Below are 22,160 nucleotides of genomic sequence, written 5' to 3' on the forward strand. Positions count from 1 at the left end.
GACTAACGCGAAGGCGCTTAGTCTTTTTTGTTACCTCTTTTCACTATTCTACATGCAGACACCATTATCTTCTATGTTTGCCGAACAATCAAATCGTACCAATAACATCTTGACTACTAACTCTCTCCCTTTTAGTCAGCGTTAATTCTCTTGAATCATCAAGTTCTGGAAAAACCACATATACTTCTGTTCCCTTACCCTTGTCTTTTATATAATCAAAGTCAGCAGTACCGAGTAAGTCACCTGGTTTCACATAGTCTCCCTCTTTAGCACTGAGTTCAAAAGGGATGCCCTCTAGCTGTACTGTGTCGGTACCAATATGAACCAAAATGCTGATTCCACTGTCAGTTTTCATTGTAAAGGCATGTTTAGTTGGAAAAATAGAATCGATTACTCCTTCGATAGGTGCATATATTTCTTTGGCATGAGGTAACGCATAGAACCCGTCTCCCATTATTTTTTGTTTAAAAACGAGGTCTGAAGCAGTTTCTAAATGATGAATAATCCCTTCTACAGGTGAATATATCTCGGTAACTTTCTCTTTCTTTTTGAAAATATTAAACATTATTCTCCCATCCTTTTACATAATTATCGAAGTAATTCTTCGTCAAATCCAATAATGATCGTTATGATACAAGCTGAGACAATTGAGACGATAATAGCGGTTACAATTGCCATGATAGTTTGTTGGAAAATTGGAATTGCTAGTATAGTAGAATAGCCGTATACATATGCTGTTGCACCCATTAGTCCTGCTACAATCCCCCCTAAAGCACTGCCAGCCATTACGCCATACATGGGCTTTTTTAATCTTAAATTCACTCCATAAAGCGCTGGTTCAGTAACGCCAGCTAAAATACACCCCACCGCCAAACTATAGCATTCTGCTTTTAAAGCCTTGTCTTTCGTACGTAAAGCTACCCCTAAACAAGCTCCGCCTTCAGCCATGTTATGCAGCAGATATGCTGGTTTGAATAATCCGTCATATCCAGGGTTTGTAATAGCTTGTACCATAAATGGTGTGACGGCATGATGCATACCTGTCATTACTAGCCAAGGCATACATGCTGCTAAAATACCCACAGCAAAAGGTCCAATATTTACTGATGACCATAAGAAAATATGAACAACATAGCTACCAACTATATCACCTAGTGGCCCTAGTACTGTAATTCCAAGGATATATGCAGCTGTAATAGTCAGCATTCCAACAAATACTGGACGAATGATACCAGGAATTACTTTCACTAAAAATTTCTCGCAATAATAAGCAAATATACTAATTAATAATGCTGGAAGCAGCGTGCTATTATACTTTACGAGTGTCACTGGGATATTTAAAAGTGATAAACTTGTCCCTTCCGTAACAGCAGTCATAAAAGTAGGATAAACAAGTGCTGCTGCAACAGTCATACTATATAAAGGCGTGCCTCCTAGCTTTTTACTAGCACCATAAGCGACAAAAATAGGCATAAAGTAAAATGGTACATCCGCTAACATATTTAGCATCGAATACGTAGAAGAGCTCTCGAATGCTGGAAATACAAGTGTAGCTAATAAAAGAAATACTTTTAGCATACCTCCAGCAACAAGACCAGGAATCATTGGTGTAACTGCAGCCGATACAAATGCAAGAACTTTATATAAAAATTTACCGATCGTCTTCTTACCAGTTTCCGTACTCTTCGTCGTATGACTACTTTGACTAGCTTCTTGCGTTTCATTTGTGCTAGCACTACTATTTGTTGATTGAGATTCAAATGTTTTAGAAACGCTTTCATAAATAGGTATCATATTTTGACCAAGCACAATTTGCAGTTCGTCTTCTGGGAAAACCACTCCTAAAACTGGCTTTATAGCTTGTATTTGTTCTTGATTTACTTTAGACTTATCCTTAATAAAGATTCGTAATCGAGTAGAACAATGAGTGACGCTGGAAATGTTCTCTATACCGCCACTTTCTTCTATTATTTTTTTGGCAATCTCTCTATGGTTCATTGTTGTTCCTACTTTCTATTAGGTGATAAATATGATTTTTGATAATTTAAAACAAACAAATAATCTTACGAGTACAGAGAATGTTATTGCATCATTTATTTTAGAATATCCAAGAATAGTAGTTAACATTTCATTAGAAGAACTTAGTGAAGAATGTCACGTCTCTCAGGCCTCAATCATTCGTCTTTGTAAGAAATTAGGTGTAAAAGGTTTTTCTGATTTTAAGATTAAACTTGCTTCTGAATTGACATCATTTGCACTTGATGGACAAATGCCGTCTGTTGATTTACCAATCCCAGAGGAAGCTACAACAGAAGAAATTGCTAATACGTTCTATCGCCTGTCACTTCAAGCCTTAGAATATGAGTACAAAGCACTGAACATTTCTGATATTAAAATGGCTGCGCAATTGATTAATAAAGCAGACATCACTTATATTTATGGACGCGGAGAATCATTAATCATTGCGGAAGACTTACACTATAAAATGATTCGTTTAGGACTTCTATCCGTTCTTGAGCCATTAAATGGATTTCAGGAAGCTCAAAGTTTTCGAGATGATAATCCTACAAATATTAAAAAAGCAGCAGTGGTAATTTCCCAGTATTCTAATAGTCATCAAATGCATTACATTATCGATGAGCTAGTAACAAACAACATTCCATTTATTTTATTGACTGCTTCTAAAAACGCTTGGCCCTATGAAAAATTAGCTCATGTGACGTTGCGTATTCATTCGACAGAAAGCAGATATAAAATGGGATCGTTTACATCGAGAAATGCGATGCTCTACGTCCTTGACTGCGTCTTCGGTGAATTATTTAGCCTTAACTATAAGAAAAATAGTAACAATTTATCTACTTTTGCCAAAAGAAAAACAGAAAGAGATTACTTTTACAAAAACAATAATCTTGAATAGAAAGCAGAAGGCACTGAGCGTGCTTTCTGCTTTGTGCTTTCTAGATATTGTTTCCATTATTTTTTATTAAGTTTGCATACCAATCAAATGAAGCTTTCTTTCTTCGCTCCATGGTGCCGTTCCCTTCGTTGTCACGATCAACGTAAATGAAACCATACCTTTTTTTCATTTCAGCCGTCCCGGCACTGATAATGTCAATGGGTCCCCAATAAGTATAGCCCATAATTTCTACCCCATCTTGTAAAGCTTCTTTCATGGCTTTCACATGATCCCTCACGTATTCAATACGATAAAAATCGTTAATTTCACCATTCTCATCTATTTCATCGATTTGACCTAGTCCATTCTCCACAAGAAAAAGTGGAAGCTGATATCGATCATAAAGTTCGTTAAGTGTATATCTTAACCCTAGAGGATCAATTTGCCATCCCCAAGGGGTAGTCCCAATATACGGATTTGGCGTTCCTTGATCTCCTCCTGTATCACCATAGAATGGCTGGCCATACTCATGAGTTGAAGTTCTGTAGTAGCTTAAAGCAAGGAAATCACTCGTATAACATTTAATAATTTCTTCATCTCCCGGCTGCATGTTTACTTCTACGCCTTCTTCTTCCCAAATTCTTGAAGTGTAGCTTGGATACTCCCCTCTGATCATTACATCTCCAAACATCAGTGACCTTCTGCGTAACTCCATTGTTTCAAATACATCTTCTGGCTTACATGTATGCGGGTAAACATTGCTCAGTGAAAGCATGCAGCCAATTTTACCATCAGGAATAATCGTTCTAAACTTTTTAATAGCCAAGCTGTTCGCTACAAACATGTTATGGCTAGCCTGATAGACTACTTGCTGTCTGTTTTCACCTTCTTCAAAAAAGATACCGCCAGCTCCCCCAGGCATTCTTCTCATATTATTGATCTCATTAAAAGTAAGCCAATATTTCACTTTGTCCTTGTATCTTTCAAACACTGTCTCACAATAATTTAAAAAGAAAGTAATTAACTTTCTGTTTCTCCAGCTCCCATATTTTTCAACAAGGTGTAAAGGCGTTTCATAATGACTTAACGTAATTAAGGGTTTCATGCCCCTTTTAATCATTTCATCAAATAAATCATCGTAAAACTTTAGTCCAGCCTCATTTGGCTCTACATCATCTCCATTTGGAAAAATTCTTGACCAATTAATAGACGTGCGAAACACATTAAAATTCATTTCTTCCATCAAGGCTAAGTCTTCTTTGTATCGATGATAAAAATCTATCGCTTCATGGTTTGGATAGAATTTATTCTCGTCAATTACTTTATCATGAGCATGCTTAATCCCATTTGCAAATCCAGATGATATATCTAAACCTTTTCCGTCCTCCAGATAAGCTCCTTCAGCTTGATTGGCTGCGATTGCACCGCCCCACATAAAATCTTTAGGAAATTCTTTTAATGACTGTTTCATAGTATTCTCCTTTTTTATTGATTTTGTATGTATACCATATTATGAAAACGCATACTCCACAATATATCTGAAAGATTCAGAAAGAAAGTAGCAGAGATTTTTATAAAAACAGAAAAATCCTGATAGTCATCTTGCAAAATTTCTAATCGAACGACCTCGTCGGGTTCTGGTGCAAAGTATTTGTATGTGTTTTAAGTAGCTTGTTTACCATAAAACAAACGCCTTTGGAATCTAATTATGAACATAGGCAATATTCGTTTATCAAGTGAAGGTATTCACACAAAATAAAAAGCTACCTCAACATTAGAAGCGAGGTAACTCATTAAAGAAAATAGAAATATACTCTAGTTGTTTCATCTTCAAAGCCTATAATATGGATGATTTCATGTATAACAACTGGAGTTAGTATGGATTCATGGACACCATTTAATTAAGGTCTTACAATGACTTTGAGACGATTTGTCCAAAATGGAGCTGCATAATTTTTTTTGCTTCTTACTTAATTTGTTGTTCTTGTTTCACTTTTAACAATTTATCAAATGCTTGCCAGGGCATTAACGCACAATTATGTCTTGCAGGCAGCTTATGAATATCTTTTAAACTAATCGCATCTTGTATTTGAGGATCTTCTACTTTACTTCCACGTACAATCATATTTTTTATAAGGGTAGAAATATCCTTGATTTCTTCTGTTTTTTTATCTTTCGCTATGGTTGTAAACATTGATGAAGAAGCCATACTAATAAAACAACCTTCTCCTATAAAAGATATATCTTGCACTCGATCGCCTTTAATGACTGCATACATTGTCATGATATCCCCACAAGTAGGGTTTTTATAATGCACTTTATGAGTGTAGGATTCCATCGTTCTGTGGTTTCTTCTATTTTTCGCATGATCCATTATTACATGCTTGTATAAATGATCTAGGTTCATTTATTTCCCCCCTTATGCTTTTAAGGAAAACGATCTACTGATAGAAAATTGAGGCTTTTCTTACACCTTTTCTTCTACTTTAATCAGAACCAAACAACCTATCCCCCTTATTGGATAGGTAAATTGTGAAGATGTCGTCTTTTTTATAAAAAGCTTTTTTGCTTCGCGCTTTCTTCTAAGCTTTTTAACTCTTTGTTTAACTTTTCTTTATCAAATCTTTCGCCAATAAAGACGAGATTGTTTGGAAAGGATTTTTTTTGTGGAAAAGAGTAAGGAATTCCATATGAATATTGAAATAAATAAGTATCTTCCTCACTTCCTACAAACTGTAAAAAGCCTTTTATTCGATAAATAGTACCAGGCAGTTCTTTTATCCATTTTTCAAATTCTTCTTTTATAACTTTACCTTCAAATTGATAAGTCATCGTTTGAATATGCAGATGGTGATGAACGTGTAGTTCAGTATGATTATCCACAGAGGAATGAAAGGAATGATTAATTTCTTCTAGGGATGAAATATTCCCATATGTTGTTTTGCTCATTTGAGCCTTAGTATTCACCTCTCTTATTTCCTCTTGTAGAGATAATTGATCTTCTTTGGTCACTAAATCACTTTTATTTAAGATTAAATGATCACTATATTTTATTTGTTCTACAAGCAGCTTCTGAATTGATTTATTCAATTTCTTACGATCTTTCCATCTGCTTAAATCAATGACGCTAATAATAGACTTAACATCAATATATGGCGCAATAATAGGGGATAAACAGGCGTCTAAAACTTCTAAAGGATGTGCAACTCCCGTTGTTTCTATGTAAATAACATCTGGTTGATGCTGTTGATAGAGAGATAATAGCTGCAGTTCTAATTGATCCTTCATCGTGCAGCAAATACAGCCATTTAAAAGCTCTCTTAACGGCGTTTCTCTTCCAATAATATCTGTATCAACAGAGTGCTCTCCTATTTCATTTAATAAAACAGCCACTTTTTTCTTTCGTTTCTTCTCTTGTTCTAAAATAGTTTGTAATAAGGTCGTTTTTCCACTCCCTAAAAAACCACCAAGTATATATATTTCAATTTTTTTCACCTATCTTCACTCATTTCTTCTTTTATATTCAATGTTTCGTTTCTTTCATATGACCTGAGCGCTTACTTTTAGTTTCAATATATCTTTTGTTATACTCTGTTGTTTCACATCATACCGGAATTCTTCTATTAATCTTAATTCCTCTATCTACCCTCATCTAAGAAAATTTTACTGCCGGTAGCATTCTTTTGTCCCTGATATTTTCCTCTGTAAGGATTAATGGTCGATTGATCCATTTGGGCAAATACTAGTTGGCAAATTCTCCACCCTTTAATTAGCCTTATGGGCAGGCGGTTAGCATTATATAGTTCAAGAGTAATTTGTCCTTCAAACCCTGGATCTACCCAGCCGGCATTTTGGATAAACAACCCCATTCTGCCTATAGAGCTTCTGCCTTCTACAAAAGCAGTTAAATCGTTGGGAAGTTTAATGTACTCCAATGTAGTTGCCAGCAAGAAAGAATGCGGCGGAATAATTATTTCATCACTTTTTAGGCGTTCATATTTAATTTCTTGGTCTAAAGACATAACACCTACTTGATGCTCTTTAACCTTTAAATAGCTAGATCCTATTCTTAAATCCACTGAAGCAGGTTGAATTTGATTATCCGTTAACGGTTCAATATGTAATTGTTTGTCTTTTATTTTCTGTTCGATAGTTTTATCAGATAAAATCATCATATTCTCGCTTTCTTTACGTTTTATTATAAAAAAACAATGATTACACCTTATGAAGAATAAGCAGGTTAAAAAGTATTAACCTGCTTCCTTCGATTGCAGTATACATCAAACCTTTTGACATTTTAGAAGCCACAAATGAGAACAAATGAGATAAGATATTTTCTACTACGCCTGTTGTAACTTCCAAGTGAAGGAATCTGTAAACTCACTCCAATCCTCTTCCAGCTCTTCCTCCGTTAGAAGACATTGGTCTAATTCCTTTTCAATTTTATCTTGTTCTAAATCCACACCGATAAATACTAATTTGGTATGACGGTCACCAAACTGATCATCCCATTCATCCAATAAATGCGGATTTTGTTTAATAATTTGCTCTTGTTGGTTTCTTGGCAAGGAGGCAACCCAATAAGAAATAGGCTCAATACTTACAGATGGTCCAGCTTGAGACATTAAAAGCGCTACATTATTTCGGCTAGCGCACCATGCAATCCCTTTAGCTCTCACTATTTGCTTTGGCATTGAATAAACCCATTCAGTAAAACGTTCTGAATGAAAAGGCCTTTTTATGTCATAGACAAAAGAACTGATTCCATATTCCTCTGTTTCAGGTGTATGCGCATGATGACCTTCATTGAGTTCCTTTATCCAGCCAGCCGAAGCGCTCGCTTTATCGAAATCAAATAAGTTCGTATTTAAAATTTTCCCTAACTCAACTTGTGAATGACTAGCACGAATAATTTTAGCACTAGGTTGTAATGTTCTTAGTACGTTCTCTAATTTCAGCAGCTCATCTTCTGTTACGAGGTCACATTTGTTTAGAATCAGCACATCACAAAATTCAATTTGATCAATTAGCAGATCTGCTATTTCCCTTGTATCCTCTTCTCCTAACGATTCTTTACGATCAAGTAAAGAATCTCCTGACTCGAAATCTTTCCAGAAGCGATTTGCATCTACAACCGTCACCATCGTATCAAGTTTACAGAATTGAGTTAGATCAATTCCTACTTCTTCATCGATATATGAAAACGTTTGTGCTACAGGAACGGGTTCACTTATGCCTGTAGACTCAATTACTATATAATCAATATTTCCTCTTTTAGCTAATTTCTCTACTTCAATTAGAAGATCTTCTCTTAAAGTACAGCAAATACACCCATTTGACATTTCAACAAGCTTTTCTTCAGTTCGAGATAAATCTCCACCCTGCTTTACTAGTTCAGCATCGATATTGACTTCACTCATGTCATTTACAATGACTGCTACTCTTAATCCTTGTCGATTCTTTAAAATATGATTTAATAATGTAGTTTTTCCAGAGCCTAAATAGCCACTTAAAACGGTAACAGGTATTTTCTTCATTAGAACACTCCTATACACAAATCGTAATTATTACGATTTAAATATACTATGTAGATTAGATGAAGGCAAGAAATTTAGTAAAATTGTTATTTATTTCTCTTGCATTTTTATATGAGCTGTAAGGCACTCTTTTTATTAACTAGTGATTGGAGCCCCTCTGCTGTATAGATATACTCAAGGATCATACTAAAACCCAAAAAAACTTATTAAAAGAATCCATAGGTCCTTTTAATAAGTTTTTTCCGTTACCAGTGCCTTTACAGTTTTTCCGTATAACCTCTTAAATTTCGAATTAAAAAAGAGATCCCTGTCAGTAAACAATTAAGAAACAAATATTTAGTCAGATAGTGTTGAAAACTGTATGTGAAGTAGAAGTATAAGAAGAACACAAAACTAAAATAGAAAATAAACTTTAAATATCTTTTTAAAACTGCGTTATGAGGAGAATTCACGTTGACTACTCCTTTTAAAGTCATATAATAAAATTATTTTTTCAACCTATATTGAAACGTTTTTCTGTGTTATTTTACAAAACAATTAGAAAAATGATAGGCAATGTAGCAAGGCTTAGAGAGGTACTAATTAACGTTGCGCTTGATACAAACTCCGGCTCTGTATTAAATTGCAGCGCGTACATAGTTGTATTAGCAGCTGTGGGCATAGCAGCCATAATAATCATGATTTGTTTCACCATCTCATCCACAGGTAGCAGAAGCGTTAGTATATAAGCAATAAACGGCGAGATTACAAGCTTGATCGCTAATGACCATGAAACTTTGGCTTTGGCTAAATTTCTAATTGATATTTTAGCAAGCTGCATGCCAAGTACAATCATGATGGTAGGAATAGCTGCACCGGCTACTAAATCAACCGCTTCTTTTACAGAGTTGCTTAACGGAATATGAAGAAACTGAAATATAGCTCCTAAAAGTCCCCCATACACAATTGGTATCCGTCGGACTGCGTCAATAGCTGATTTTATACCATTTCCATTTGGACTTCCTTTCGCAGCATAGTAAACTCCAACTGTACACATGACCAGTTGCTGTATGACCATGAGAATAATGGCAGAGTCTAAGCCGGTAACGCCAAAAAGTAATAAAACAACAGGTGTACCGTAGTTTCCATTATTCATAAATGAAGACGCTAATATCATTCCACAGGTTTCTGAAGTAGAATATCGCTGAAAATAAGCAATAATATAGACGACAGCAATTAATGCAAAGCAAAGTGCAAATGTGTATAACGTAAGATATAAGTAATCAATCGTAAATTTGGTTGTGTAAAATGTTTTGAACACTAGAACTGGAGACATCAAATAAAGTGCCATTGTTGAAATCGTTTTGGTATCAAATCCTATTTTCTTTTGTCCAATAAATCCAAGTGCAAAAATCCCGAAAATAGGAAGAAGGATTGTTAGGAACTCCATGTTTGTTCACCTTCGTCATTTTTTCTTTGTTATTTTCCAAATGAAAGACCTAGAAAATTAAGAATCTAGGTCTTTCATTTAAACTAATACATTATAAATTTAGAACAATGATACGTTCTTCCGTCATTTCTTCAATTGCATATTTTGGACCTTCTTTTCCGTTACCGCTCTTTTTCACACCGCCATACGGCATATGATCGACACGATACGCTGAAGCATCATTTACAATTAATCCGCCTACTTCGATTTCACGAGCTGCCTTCATAGCAAACTGTAAGTCGTTCGTAAAAAGGCCTGCCTGTAACCCATAGTCAGAATCATTTACTTTTGAAATCACTTCATCAATCTCATCATATTGAGCAATGGCTACTACTGGCCCGAATACTTCTTGACGACAAACTTTCATCTCATCATTTACATTAGTCAAAATTGTAGGAAGATAAAAAGCACCGTCACGCTTTCCTCCTAGTTCAATTTTCGCCCCTTCTTCCACCGCTTCTTTTACCCATTCTTCCACTCGCTCTGCTTCTTTAAGACGAATCATAGGTCCAATATCAGTTTGCTCATCCATTGGATTACCGACTACTAACTTTTCTGTTTTTTCTTTTAGCTTATTAACAAAAGCAGTATAAATATTCGTATGAACATAAATTCGTTGAACGGAAATGCAAACTTGTCCTGCGTTATTAAAGCTTTTTTGAGAAATTAAAGATGCAGCTTTTTCTAAATCAGCGTCTTTATGTACGACAGTAGCCGAATTATTTCCTAGTTCAAGTGAAACTTTACGTAAACCCGCCTTAGATCGGATAAGTTCTCCTACTCTTGGGCTTCCTGTGAACGTAAACATATTAACATCTTGGTTTTCTAATAACCATTCACCAATTTCTGCCCCATCTCCAGTCAATACTTGAAGGCGCCCTTTTGGCAGCCCTGCTTCTTCCATTAACTCAGCTAGCTTGAGCGCACAAATTGGAGTGACTTCAGCAGGCTTTAATACTACGCTATTCCCAGCTGCAATTGCCGGTCCAAGTTTATGACAAACTAGATTGATAGGTACATTAAACGGTGTGATAGCTGCAACAACTCCAACCGGGACTTTTACTGTAAAAGCCATACGATTCTCTGAGCCTTGAGCTGATTCAACAGGCACACCTTCTCCATGAATACGCTTTGCCTCTTCCGCTGAAATTTGTAAAGTTGTAGCGGCGCGCTCAACTTCTCCGCGAGATTCACGAATAGACTTTCCAACTTCAACAGCCAAAATTTCAGCAAATTCTTCTTGACGGCTTAGTAATAACTCAGCTGCCTTCATTAATACCTCGTAGCGTTCATATGGTGAAAAAGTGTTTTTTAACGCCTCTTTCGCGCTGGCCACAGCTTTATTTACATCGTCTTTTTTGGCTACTGAGATTTCAGCTGCAGGCTGCTGCGTATATTTATTTAAGACTTCCATTTTTTCTGCTGTTGTTTCCCATTCCCCATTTACATATAAACCATATTGTTTGACTTGAGTTAAACTTGTCATTATCTCCACATCCCCAATTGTATTAGCGTTTTATCTTGTAAGCTCAATATTGTAATGATATTTGTCACTGCGATATTTTGTTACCGTAAATTCGAGTGGCTTATCATCAAAACCGTAACTTACTCGTGTCATTTCAAGTAAAGCTTCTCCGCCTCGTATGCCTAACAGATCGGCTTCATAAATCGTTGCATTAATCGCAGATATCTTCTCTTTAGCTCGTTTCAAGAAGATTTCATTCTCTTCTAGCACTTCGTAAAATTTTGCACGATTTAAATCTTGTTCAACTAGTGTTTTTCCAATATGCGTAGGCCAACAAGAACGTTCAATAGCGATAGGCACTTCATCGGCAAAACGAATTCGTTCAATAACTAAAACTTCTTCTCCAGCATCCAATTCCAGCATGGAAGTTTCATAATATAAATCTTTTTTAAAATCAGTACGAATGAGTTTTGAATTCGGTGTTAATCCTTTTTCCGCTACTTCTTCTGCTAGTCCTTTAAGCTTGCCTAAGCTGCCGCCAATAAGCGGCTGAGGTTTTACAATTGTTCCTCTGCCTTGTTTTTTTTCCAGCAGTCCATCCTGTACTAGCATAGAAATAGCTTGTCTTAAGGTAGTACGGCTTACATCAAATTCTTGCATTAATTCTTGTTCTGTTGGAATTAACGTATTCGGCTTCCAAGTTTTCTCTTGTATACGTTTAATTAAGACATCTTTTACTTGAAGATAAAGCGCGATATTTTTATTAGAACCTATTGTATCCTTCATGTTCTCAAACTCCTTTTAAGTTAGCGTTTGGTATTATTATATAGTATTGGCTAACTTTTACTGTAGCGGAGAAGTACGATTTTCTTAGATATAGACCTTTGTTTCTAGATTAAGCATACGTCCTAGTTCAATTAGATGTTCTGTCACATCACCATACACTAGTGCAAAGTGAGGTTCATATCCTGCATGCATAAGTTCATAAAGTGTGTCTGATGCATTTGTCGCCAGTTCCACTTCTACAGACGTACCTGTAAAAGGCTGCTCTACATCTAAGGCATCTCCTTTCATCACTAGAAGGCGATACCCGTCAGGCGTATGACTTACCCTGAAGATCGTTACTTCTCCTGCTTTTAATCCAAAATCCATCGCAAAACCAATTTTTCTGTTAGGATGCACCCCTGCTGTTGCTCCAGTAGAAGGGTTGGCAAGCGAATATGCTCCTGCACCGCAGTGCCAAAAAACAACTGAGTTTTTTTCTTCGTCTATGTGAACTAAATCCCCTAGGTAAGGTGCATTTCCGCCTGCTAACTCACGCAGGATAAACATGGAGATTGATCCGTGAATATCTGACTCACAGGATGTCACCATTCCGTCTTCCGTAAACTGAGATAAAGTTGAGCACGGAGCAGCTCCTAAATCATTAAAGAAATCTGGCCAGCATCGCATAGCTAATGCATCTAACTCTTCACGTTGAATGTGCTTTTTAATATAAGTGGAAAATTGAGCAAATTTAGCAACGGTTTCATCGTTTCGATTTAGACCAATCACCTGCTTTTCTGCCCGCTCAACTTCCCCTATCCATTCGTGTTCTGGAAGTTTTACGCACTCTTTAAACGCTTCTTGTAAATCCATCTTATGAAGAGTTACGCCAAGTGCACTTTTTAATTCATCTTCGTTAGCTTGTGAAAAGAAGAATCCCGGCGGATAATCTCCCACTACCCCAATTTTTAATTCATTTAATGCTTTTAACACGCGCATAACGTTAATTTGTCTTAATAGACGCTCCTGCAAGGCTTTCTCATCTGGATTTCCAAATACAAACGCAAACGGATGCTGATGATTACGCAGCACATTACTGGTGCTATTTCCGCCTGTTAGAGAGTTTAAACGTAAACGTCCCCCTACACTTGGCTCACGTACGGACCAAACAATTACAGGCTGTTTAAAATACTCCAATATCTTAACCATAAATTCACCGTCGGCAAACGTAACGCTTTGATATAGAACGGTATCAATCTTATCCCCTTTAATTGAATCAAGAAATCCCTGTAATTCTTCAACTGAAGTTATAATTTGCTCTGGCGCGATAAGAGTACTGCAGTTGCCGTTCAGCCACTCCATACTTTTTTGACGATACATTTCAGCCGCTTCAATATCAAATGTTTTTCTACCTATAGGCACATATAAAACTGTTGTATTTTGCATATAGAGTTCCCCTTGTCGTAAAACTATTTGTTATAACCATTTTAAAATACATCATTACCTTTATCAACACTATTTTCCGTTTGACTACATTTCTTATATAAATAGCTCTTAAATTAGATGTGAAGTAGTTTAGAAAACAACTCACTCCATATAGATTTTTTACGGTAAAATACAGGTGGATAACCTAATGGCGCTTGAACAGTAACCGATCCTCCTGTGTGCTCTTCACCGCTCCATACATGGACCCACTGATCTTCTGGTAAATATACTTCCCACTCTGTTTGGTTTTCTTGATGAACCGGCGCAACAAGTACATCTTCACCAAATAAATATTGATATTGAATATCATATGTTTTTTCGTCTTCTTCATAGTGCATAAACAAAGGTCGCTGAACAGGAATTCCACGTCGCGCATTTTCTTCTACAAGTGATCTAATATAAGGTGCCATCGTTACATAAACATTAGACATTCTTGCTAAATGCTCTAGTGTCTCCTCATCACCGTCAAACTGGAAACAATCATCCGGACGATTTCCTTCATGTGTTCTCATCATAGGCGTGAAGGCTCCCATTTCTGCCCATCTCATCAGCAGCTCTTTTGAACGTTTATTACCATGTAGACTTGTGTACCCGCCAATATCACTATGGTGTAAGCCACAGCCACTCATTCCTGATGATAAAGCTGCAGGAATAACGGAAGCTAAACCATCATCCAGCGACCAATCTACGCTTTGATCTCCGCCCCAAAGAAGCGTACAGTATTTTTGTATGCCCGTATATCCGGCGCGCATAAAGTATACAATTTCACCAAGTTTTCCTGCTTCTGATACCGCTTCATAGTTCGCTTTTGCCCACATTGTCGGCCAAGCATTATGCATAATCTTAGCGTCGACTCCATTTTTGAGCACAACATCCGTTGGTAAGTATTCGCCAAAGTCGGCCATCCATCCGTCTAATCCAAAATCAATCATGTTCTCTTTAATAACTTGTTTATACCATTGGGTAGCCTCTTCGTTGGTAAAATCCACAACTCCGCAATAAAATTCACCGAAATCCACTAAATACGTATTTCCTTCCGTATTTAATGCTAAGTATCCTTTATCTTCAGCTTCCTTATATAAATCACCTTCAATGGCTACATATGGATTAATGTAACCTAGAAAACGAATATCATTTTCTTTCCACTCTGCAATTTTTTTATCTAACTCCGGGTATTCACTCTCGTTCCATTTCCAATTCCACATTAAACGTTTGCCGAAAGAAGTAATACGTTTGCCCTGCCAATCTTGGCACCATACTCCAGATACCTTCATACCTTTCGCTAAAACTTTTTCTAATTTTTGTTCAACAACATCTGTACCGCCTTGAATACCTAAAACCACGCCGTTATATACCCAGTCTGGTAGCTCGGGCTGTCTTCCGAATAAACCCGTAATTTTTTCAACTAATTCAAGGTACGTATCCGCCGTTTCAAACAGCATATATTCAGGTACTTCCCAAACCTGCAGTTCATGGAACGTCTCATTACGAAAATCAAAGTCCGCGTATGCCGTTGTTTCTACGTGACAATAGTACTTTTTACTAGATACATATGTAGGCTGAGGAAAGTTGGTATTATAGTAATCTCCTCCAGCTCTATCAACTACATCAGCTTGCCATGTTACATATGTCTGTTTGTTTCTTCCTACGCCCGGCTCAGATGTCCATAAAGGAAAGTTTTTTCCTCTCATATTAAAATGAGAAAGTTGTTCTCCGCATCCATAGACTTTTTCCTGTTCATCTGCAGCTACTCGTAACCAAAAGCGGTTAATGTTCGCATCGTGTTTTTGGTATTCTACTTTTAGACGATCCTCTTCTTCCTTAACTATAAGAGACAGCATAGTATCTCCATTGTTAAAGCTGGAGAAATCAATTTTATAAGCCCCTTCTACTTCTTCAACATTCGCGTAGCGAAGAGCTGTACGTTCAGTCACATAATCTTTAATATCAAAGTTCCCTCGATACATTTCAATCGTTTCTTCTCCATAACCAACAAACAGCATTGGCTTTTGTATTGTATGCTGAAGTAGAACTACACCGTTAAGAGCAACTTCAAATCCATCTTGTAAGATCTCCACATTTACCCCTTTAGTCACGTTTAAGGTACCTGACATTTTTCTCTCTCCCATCAATTAATAGAGCTTAGTCTTTTGTCTAACATTCATGCGCTCTATTGATAAACTTTAATATTTTCTCCTTTTATACCTGGGTGTGCACCTTTATTGATTAATTGCTCTCTTTCAGGATGAGCAATTAACCATTTATTTTTCATAAACAATAACTCATCTTCTTTTGTTCTTTTTTGAATATTAGTTAATAACGGATCATTTGTTCCTTTAGGTAAAATGACGACTGTTTTAAACCCTTCGTTATTGACCTTACAAGGAGCAAAATGTAATGTCGTACCATACAATTCAACTGCTGTTCCCTCAGGTACAAAGAGAGCGATTACATCACTTGAATTAAAAAAGTTATTTTCAACTTCCTGTACCTTACCTAATAAAAGAACCATATCCGTTATAGCGATGTTAATTTCACTGCTTTTATGATACTCAAGACCATTCAAAGTTGAATTAGGACCATTACAATATCCAATTTGAATAGGCATCTCACCATAAAAAGCTTCTTGAAGCTGATCTTTAATAATGGTATTTTCCATCTCCGTGACGGATGCTACGTATACATTCTGATCTTGAGGAATAGTTAAACTATCCATATATGTTTCTAGTTCACTGAAATCGTATTCATTAATTACCTTTCCATAAGGCTTAAATTTGCTGTCCTCTATATGATAAAAAGGTACATGTTTATTTAAGTCTTTCATGTATTGAAAGCTGCTCAACGTTTTCTTCTCTCCTTTTGCTATATAAAAAGCCCCTCCAAGAAGATAATAAGATTCTAAGAGGCGCCTTTTATAAAATACATATGTTTATTTTAAGACAGGAGCTTCTGTGACTGTATTATCCCAAGCGTTGCGGAATTTGTTTAAACCATAGTCTGTGAACGCATGCTGGAAGCTTTCTTTATATACATCAAATCCGCAAGTCACAATATGCGCACCAGCTTTTGCCGCATCTACAATTTGTTTACCATTACGTAAAGCAGCAACAATGATTTCTGTGTTGTAATCGTAGTTTTTATAGATATTCACAATATCCTGAATGTATTGAGTTGTATCATCTCCGCTATTTTCTTTCCAGCCGACAAATGGAGATACAAATTTAGCTCCAATTCTTGCAGGCTGAAGTGCTTGTGATGGCGAGAAGACAAGAGTGACGTTAGTAGAAATACCTTGTTTTTCAAATTCCTTTGCTGCAATTAAGCCAGGCTCTGTGCATGGAATTTTAATAACAAAGTTTGACGATAATTTAGCAATCTTTGTCCCTTCTTCTACCATATCTTTAGCATTATCTAAATGAGGATTGATTTCCACTGAAATCGGGAAATTTTCGACTCCTTTAAACTCACTTGCAAATTCATCTAAAACCGTTAAGAATGGTTTACCGCTGTTCATAATGTGGCGAGGGTTTGTTGTAACTCCATCAATTGCCCAGTTTTCATACGCGTAACGAATTTCCTCTAAAATTGCACTATCTAAAAAATACTTCATCTTTATACCTCCAGTTAAGTGACTATTACCCTTAAAAGATAATGACCTTTATATAATTTGTAATAACCTTTGTATTTATAATATGAAAACGCCACCAATATTTCAAGTACTTTTTGCTAGATTATTAAATTAATTTTGTATTTCGTCCATTTTACCTATCATCTTACATTGGTATTCTATTTTTACTTTTAGCAAGATCCGCTACGATTTTATTGTATTTTTCATCTGAAAGTTTATAAAAGAAAAACATGACAACAATCGTTGCAATGGCTAATGCACTTGGATAAATAAACATTAACCCTCTGATTCCCTCCAGTACATTTGCACTTTGCACCGCGTTTGGAACGTAACCCACAACTCCTAACACAACGCCAGGAATAAAGCCTGCAAGCGCTTGAGAAAGTTTACGGAAGAACGTAAAGAAAGAATACACAACACCTTCAGATCGATTTCCAGTCTTCCATTCGCCATACTCTACAGCATCAGAAACTAATGCCCAGTTTAAACTGTTTACAAATGAGCTTCCGAAGAAAGCAAAGCAAGCTAATGTAATAAAGATCACTGCGTTATCTGCAAAAACATAAGCTAAAATATCTCCTACAGCCCAAATCGCGCACCCTAATATGTACGTAGATTTCTTTCCAATTTTTTTAACCATGAAAGGAACCATTGCTACGCCGATAAATACACAGCCGATACTAAAAAATCCCATATAAGGAACGATTGCTACGTTTTTTAAAACGTACTGACAAAAATAGACTTGTACAGCAAGCTTGACGTTAAAAGCTGAAAAGGTAAACAAATTAACTAAACAAAGAATGAGTAAAGGCGTATTCTTAAAAAGACCTTTATAGCTGTCAGTCAGCTTTACATTTGTGTTTTGGGGTTTTTCATACACATATCTTTCTTTTACATTGGCATAACAATAGACTTGTAATAAAACGCCCAAAAATGCAAAAATAGATACAGCCACTAAATAACCAGTAGATTGATTGTTAAACATTAAGACAATCGGCATAAACCCTACAGTTGTAATAAGAAGGCCTAAATTTGATCCTGCTTGTCTAAATGATGCCATTTCTGCTCGTTCAACGGGATCTTTTGTCATCGCAGGTACCATTGATCCATAAGGAATATTTGAAATGCTATAAATCGTTCCAAATGCCATATACGTTACATATGCCCATATAATCTTTCCGGTTATTGAAAAATCAGGATTAGTAAAGCTGACTATCGTTATCAAAGCAAGCGGTATTGCAGCATAGAGAAAGAATGGTCTAAATTTGCCTTTAGGGCCTATCTTCTTACGGTTATCAATCCAAGTACCTACTGTAATATCAGCGAACGCATCCCATATTTTCGTAATTAAAAATACTAAACCTGCTGTTGCAGAAGGCAAGCCTAACGCATCGGTATAAAACTTCAGCAAATAAATTTGACCCAAGTCTAACATAAAGTTATTTCCTACATCTCCCAATCCATAAGCAACCTTCTCTTTAAGTCTTAGTTTCTTAGGCGTATTAATTGAATGTTCTACATTTTGAACCAATGGCTGTTCCATAAGTTCTCCCCCTTTGATTAACACATTTTAAGACTTCACATTAAACATGCATCACACAGAAGATTACAATTTTGATACACTTCCAAACTTATAACCTCCTCTAAGTTGATACTAAAATCACCCCTCTTTCATAACATCACAATGTTTTCAAAAAAGTTACTACCTTTTTATTTATAATATGAAAACGCATACAAATTATCAAGTGTTTTTTTATTTTATTTTTAAAAAAAGAGGAACAATAATACTAAAAATTAGAATGGATGGATCAGAACCAATCAAAAATCCACTATCTATTCGACCCAATAAGCCCTAATGATTATAAGAATGTAACTGTTACATACAAGGAATATTAAATATCTAGATATACTAACAGCCTTTAGAGTTGCCAATCTAAAGGCTGTTTTGATTGTTGAAACAGGTATTACATTAGCTTCAACTTATTTTTTTACTTCTTCCAAAGTAGGTAGCTTTAATATCACATTATAAATCTTATTGTTTTAAAAAGAGTATTCCTAAAAATATCCTAATAAAAATAAGTTTGATCGATAACACAAAAGAATTAGTCATCATTACAGGAGTTCCTTTTGATAGCAATAGCACTCATGCACTCTATCGTATTCACGAATAATCTTTTCCTTTTCAGGCCCTGTATAATGGGCAAATGCCTGAACTGGCTGTAAATAGTGGACTGAGCTACTAAGGGCTTTTTTATTTCCGTAGATGTTTCAAGGAATACATGTAAATAAGATGCCGTGGTTTTAAAATTGTTTTTTAAATACCATTTATTTACCCAGTGATCATCCCGAGTCCACGCTTCAAGATAAGTAATCCCTAGCTTTCTAACTTGATTTTCTGCTGCATAAAGTAGTTGATTGGCAATTCCCTTGCGACGAAAATCTGGGTGAACAGCAAGATGCCAGATCATACCTCCAAGCCTGCTCTCTAAACCGGAACAAACCGTGCCTTTTTGAGATTCACATTCAACATCAATAAGTCCCACAATTTGCTTATTGTCTACAGCCACTAGCTCAACAGCTGAATTTTTATATTTCTCTTTCACTCTAAGAACGTTATCAAAATAAGCAGTGTCCAAGAACGATAATACTCTACACCGAAGCCATCCAGTTTCATCTGTTTCTTTATAATCTCTTATATACAAGGAACTCCCCCTAAACTTATTAATCTCTTAAGAAGACTTTTCTTTTTTCACTTATAAATTTCCTCGTTTATACCAAAAGTTTTTATTTAGTGGGATAAGAAGGTACTATTACGGATACTTTTTTAAACGTATATCTTTCCAATCCATATGCATTGTAACCTTAACGAATCAACGTTTAGGAGAGCTATTAAAATCGTTAATGCTAAAAAAGCTAAGTTTCTTAGTGCGATAAGTAAGAAACTTAGCTTTATCTTTTATTTAGATACTTTTATGACTGTACCATTTACATTGATTGCTTTGATTTTTGATAAATCTAACGGAGAAGAAGGTAGAAATTTAGCTTTAACGCTTTTATTATCACTAAAGTTTTGTAATGAGTCGAGTGATTGAATGCTTCCATTTTTCATTTTCACACTCACTTTTATGTTATCAGTATCTTTAAATTGGCCTTTTCCATATAGCGTTACACCTAGAGATGAAAGGGTCATTTTAGTTGCTTTCCAACTGCCAAAGTCTTCATTAAAGTTCAGGCTTTTTTCATTTCCTACAGAATGCAGTTTAAATGTAGTGCTCCAATCACCTTTTGTAAAATTACCGTTAGATACAAGGTGTCCCATCAGCTTTAACTTACTAAGATCTTCATTATTTACATCAAAAATATATTCTACATATTTATTTCCATAAACGGTTTTACCTGATTTATCTACTCCATAATGGACGCTAGAAGAAGCATTTATCTTCTTTCCAAAGGAATCAACTAAGTAAAAATCTCCGTGGCTATCGATATCGTCATCGGACCATTTTGTTTGAACGTGAAGTTGACCATCCACAATTCCAATGTTCGATACATGCATAAACTTTATTTTTGGCAGGGAAAGAGTGGTTTCGTTAGGTTTCAAGATTTCTATCTTTTCACCTTTTTCAAGTTTATCAAACATCTCTCCACCACCTCCAGACGTACTATCTGAGTTAATAGAAACTGTCGCTACTTCTTTATTTTTTAAATCTGCTAAGTGAGTGTCTACATAAATACCATCATGGTTATGCTTGTGGCTAAGGAAAGAGCTTATTTGGAAATTTATTTTTTTATGGTTTAAGTTTGTGCCTCCGTTTGCTTGAACTCGTAACGTCGCTGTGTTTGTATCTTTATCGTAGTCAACAATTTGGCTATTAAACATATGCGCTTCAGTTAGTGTGTAATCATAAAGGTCCAACGTTTTGTCTATGCGGTTACCGGTTAAATCTTGCATCGTAACATAAATAACAGCCATTTCATCATCATTCATGGCACCTATAACCTTCATTTTTATTCCTTTATCTTCACTAGTGGTTTCAATAGGCTGAAGAAACAAAGCAATGTCAGGACTAACAAGAGATAGTAAGTGGTTAAAACTTGGAAAGGCCGCTGCACTTACACCTACGGAACCGATAAGGAATAAAGCTGCGGCAGCTGGAAACACAATTGCATTTTTAAACGTTCTTCTTTGTTGCTCCAATTTAGCCTTTTCTACACCGAGTTTGGCTCTCATATGTAATTCTTTTGGAATTTCAATTTGTTCAAGTTCTTGTTTTAGTTTATTCTTCATAAATACCAACGCCTTTCACTTGTTTACGAAGTTTAGCTAAAGCACGATATAAAATAGATTTTGCCGTGCCCAAAGGAATGGTTAACGTCTCAGCTATTTCCCTAAAAGAATAGCCTTCGTAAAATCTCAAAATAACCACACTTTTTTCATCTTCATCTAATTCTTCTACTAGTTGGTGAAGGGACAATGTAAGGGGAATATCTTCAATGTCTGAACCGATGATTTCCTCATGTTCTGGATGTAATTGAACGACCTTGCTATTTTTTCTTAGATGATCGATTGCGCACCTAATGGTAATCTTGATTAACCATGTCTTAAAGTATTCAGGCTTTTTTAATGTATCTATCTTTTTAAAAGAACGGTATGCTACTTCTTGTACTACATCGAGCGCATCGTCCTTATTTTTGACATATACATAAGCCATTCGATAAATATCTTGTTCATATGTCTGAAAAAGCTTCAAAAAGGCTTTATCATTACCTTTTTGAGCTTTTTTAACGATCCTAATAATTGAAATTCATCCTCTCTGCTTTTTCCTTTTATACCTATTAGACAAAGTTACTTGGCATTTGGCTTAAAATTTTAATAAAAAAATGAACTAACGGTATAAAAAGACTCTAATTACCTT

18 protein-coding genes and 1 pseudogene are annotated in these 22,160 nt (G+C 35.8%); 1 reads left to right on the forward strand and 18 read right to left on the reverse strand.

From position 1 onward, the window contains the following. Positions 1–88 precede the first annotated feature (88 nt). Both MKX72_RS18080 and MKX72_RS18085 read right to left on the reverse strand, forming a co-directional pair. Positions 89–565: a PTS sugar transporter subunit IIA gene (locus MKX72_RS18080; protein WP_034267296.1), complete on the reverse strand. Its 477-nt coding sequence runs from the start codon at positions 563–565 to the stop codon at positions 89–91. A 23-nt stretch (positions 566–588) separates the two neighbouring features. Further along, positions 589–1,998: a PTS transporter subunit EIIC gene (locus MKX72_RS18085; protein ID WP_202188188.1), complete on the reverse strand. Its 1,410-nt coding sequence runs from the start codon at positions 1,996–1,998 to the stop codon at positions 589–591. Positions 1,999–2,029: 31 nt separating this feature from the next. Here MKX72_RS18085 and MKX72_RS18090 point away from each other — a divergent pair, with 31 nt between their 5' ends. Further along, positions 2,030–2,917, forward strand: a complete 888-nt coding sequence (locus MKX72_RS18090) for a MurR/RpiR family transcriptional regulator (protein WP_033580092.1) — start codon at positions 2,030–2,032, stop codon at positions 2,915–2,917. Between the two features lie 40 nt (positions 2,918–2,957). Here MKX72_RS18090 and MKX72_RS18095 read toward each other — a convergent pair whose 3' ends face one another. The 16 genes and pseudogenes from MKX72_RS18095 to MKX72_RS18170 all read right to left on the reverse strand — a co-directional run bounded on the left by MKX72_RS18095 (position 2,958) and on the right by MKX72_RS18170 (position 22,049). Further along, positions 2,958–4,367 carry a glycoside hydrolase family 1 protein gene (locus tag MKX72_RS18095; protein ID WP_034267302.1) on the reverse strand — a complete coding sequence of 470 codons (1,410 nt, stop codon included), beginning with the start codon at positions 4,365–4,367 and terminating at the stop codon, positions 2,958–2,960. A 495-nt stretch (positions 4,368–4,862) separates the two neighbouring features. Beyond that, on the reverse strand, positions 4,863–5,303 hold the full coding sequence (sufU, locus tag MKX72_RS18100) for a Fe-S cluster assembly sulfur transfer protein SufU (protein WP_154989982.1): 441 nt from the start codon (positions 5,301–5,303) through the stop codon (positions 4,863–4,865). A 143-nt stretch (positions 5,304–5,446) separates the two neighbouring features. Further along, entirely contained in the window at positions 5,447–6,391 is a 945-nt protein-coding gene (locus tag MKX72_RS18105) for a CobW family GTP-binding protein (RefSeq protein ID WP_155007779.1), read from the reverse strand. Between the two features lie 143 nt (positions 6,392–6,534). Further along, the gene (dcd, locus tag MKX72_RS18110; RefSeq protein ID WP_155008236.1) at positions 6,535–7,068 is read right to left on the reverse strand and encodes a dCTP deaminase; all 534 of its coding nucleotides are present in this window, start codon (positions 7,066–7,068) and stop codon (positions 6,535–6,537) included. Between the two features lie 168 nt (positions 7,069–7,236). Then, positions 7,237–8,433, reverse strand: a complete 1,197-nt coding sequence (locus MKX72_RS18115; protein WP_154989978.1) for a GTP-binding protein — start codon at positions 8,431–8,433, stop codon at positions 7,237–7,239. Between the two features lie 526 nt (positions 8,434–8,959). Continuing rightward, positions 8,960–9,862, reverse strand: coding sequence for an AEC family transporter (locus MKX72_RS18120; RefSeq protein WP_028414821.1), 903 nt, complete (start codon positions 9,860–9,862; stop codon positions 8,960–8,962). A gap of 91 nt (positions 9,863–9,953) precedes the next feature. Further along, the gene (locus MKX72_RS18125) at positions 9,954–11,387 is read right to left on the reverse strand and encodes an aldehyde dehydrogenase family protein (RefSeq protein WP_155007778.1); all 1,434 of its coding nucleotides are present in this window, start codon (positions 11,385–11,387) and stop codon (positions 9,954–9,956) included. A gap of 30 nt (positions 11,388–11,417) precedes the next feature. Then, a complete protein-coding gene (locus tag MKX72_RS18130) occupies positions 11,418–12,152 on the reverse strand; it encodes a GntR family transcriptional regulator (RefSeq protein ID WP_155007777.1) in 735 nt (244 codons plus the stop codon). An 84-nt stretch (positions 12,153–12,236) separates the two neighbouring features. Beyond that, entirely contained in the window at positions 12,237–13,577 is a 1,341-nt protein-coding gene (gene sftI / locus MKX72_RS18135; RefSeq protein ID WP_049165931.1) for a sulfoquinovose isomerase, read from the reverse strand. 113 nt (positions 13,578–13,690) lie between these two features. Next, the gene (locus MKX72_RS18140; protein ID WP_155007776.1) at positions 13,691–15,730 is read right to left on the reverse strand and encodes an alpha-glucosidase; all 2,040 of its coding nucleotides are present in this window, start codon (positions 15,728–15,730) and stop codon (positions 13,691–13,693) included. Between the two features lie 56 nt (positions 15,731–15,786). Then, entirely contained in the window at positions 15,787–16,458 is a 672-nt protein-coding gene (locus tag MKX72_RS18145; protein WP_155007775.1) for a DUF4867 family protein, read from the reverse strand. A gap of 87 nt (positions 16,459–16,545) precedes the next feature. Continuing rightward, entirely contained in the window at positions 16,546–17,226 is a 681-nt protein-coding gene (locus MKX72_RS18150; protein WP_014458886.1) for a transaldolase family protein, read from the reverse strand. A 163-nt stretch (positions 17,227–17,389) separates the two neighbouring features. Beyond that, a complete protein-coding gene (locus MKX72_RS18155) occupies positions 17,390–18,787 on the reverse strand; it encodes a glycoside-pentoside-hexuronide (GPH):cation symporter (protein ID WP_155007774.1) in 1,398 nt (465 codons plus the stop codon). A 569-nt stretch (positions 18,788–19,356) separates the two neighbouring features. Further along, positions 19,357–19,946: pseudogene (locus tag MKX72_RS18160) on the reverse strand (GNAT family N-acetyltransferase). Between the two features lie 254 nt (positions 19,947–20,200). Beyond that, a complete protein-coding gene (locus MKX72_RS18165) occupies positions 20,201–21,532 on the reverse strand; it encodes a DUF4179 domain-containing protein (RefSeq protein ID WP_155007773.1) in 1,332 nt (443 codons plus the stop codon). After that, positions 21,522–22,049 (reverse strand): RNA polymerase sigma factor, encoded by a 528-nt coding sequence (locus MKX72_RS18170; RefSeq protein ID WP_155007772.1) that lies wholly within the window; start codon positions 22,047–22,049, stop codon positions 21,522–21,524. The genes MKX72_RS18165 and MKX72_RS18170 overlap by 11 nt, the downstream gene beginning before the upstream one ends. Positions 22,050–22,160 lie beyond the last annotated feature (111 nt).

The sequence above is a fragment of the Priestia sp. FSL R5-0597 genome (assembly GCF_038006305.1).
Classification (GTDB): domain Bacteria; phylum Bacillota; class Bacilli; order Bacillales; family Bacillaceae_H; genus Priestia; species Priestia zanthoxyli.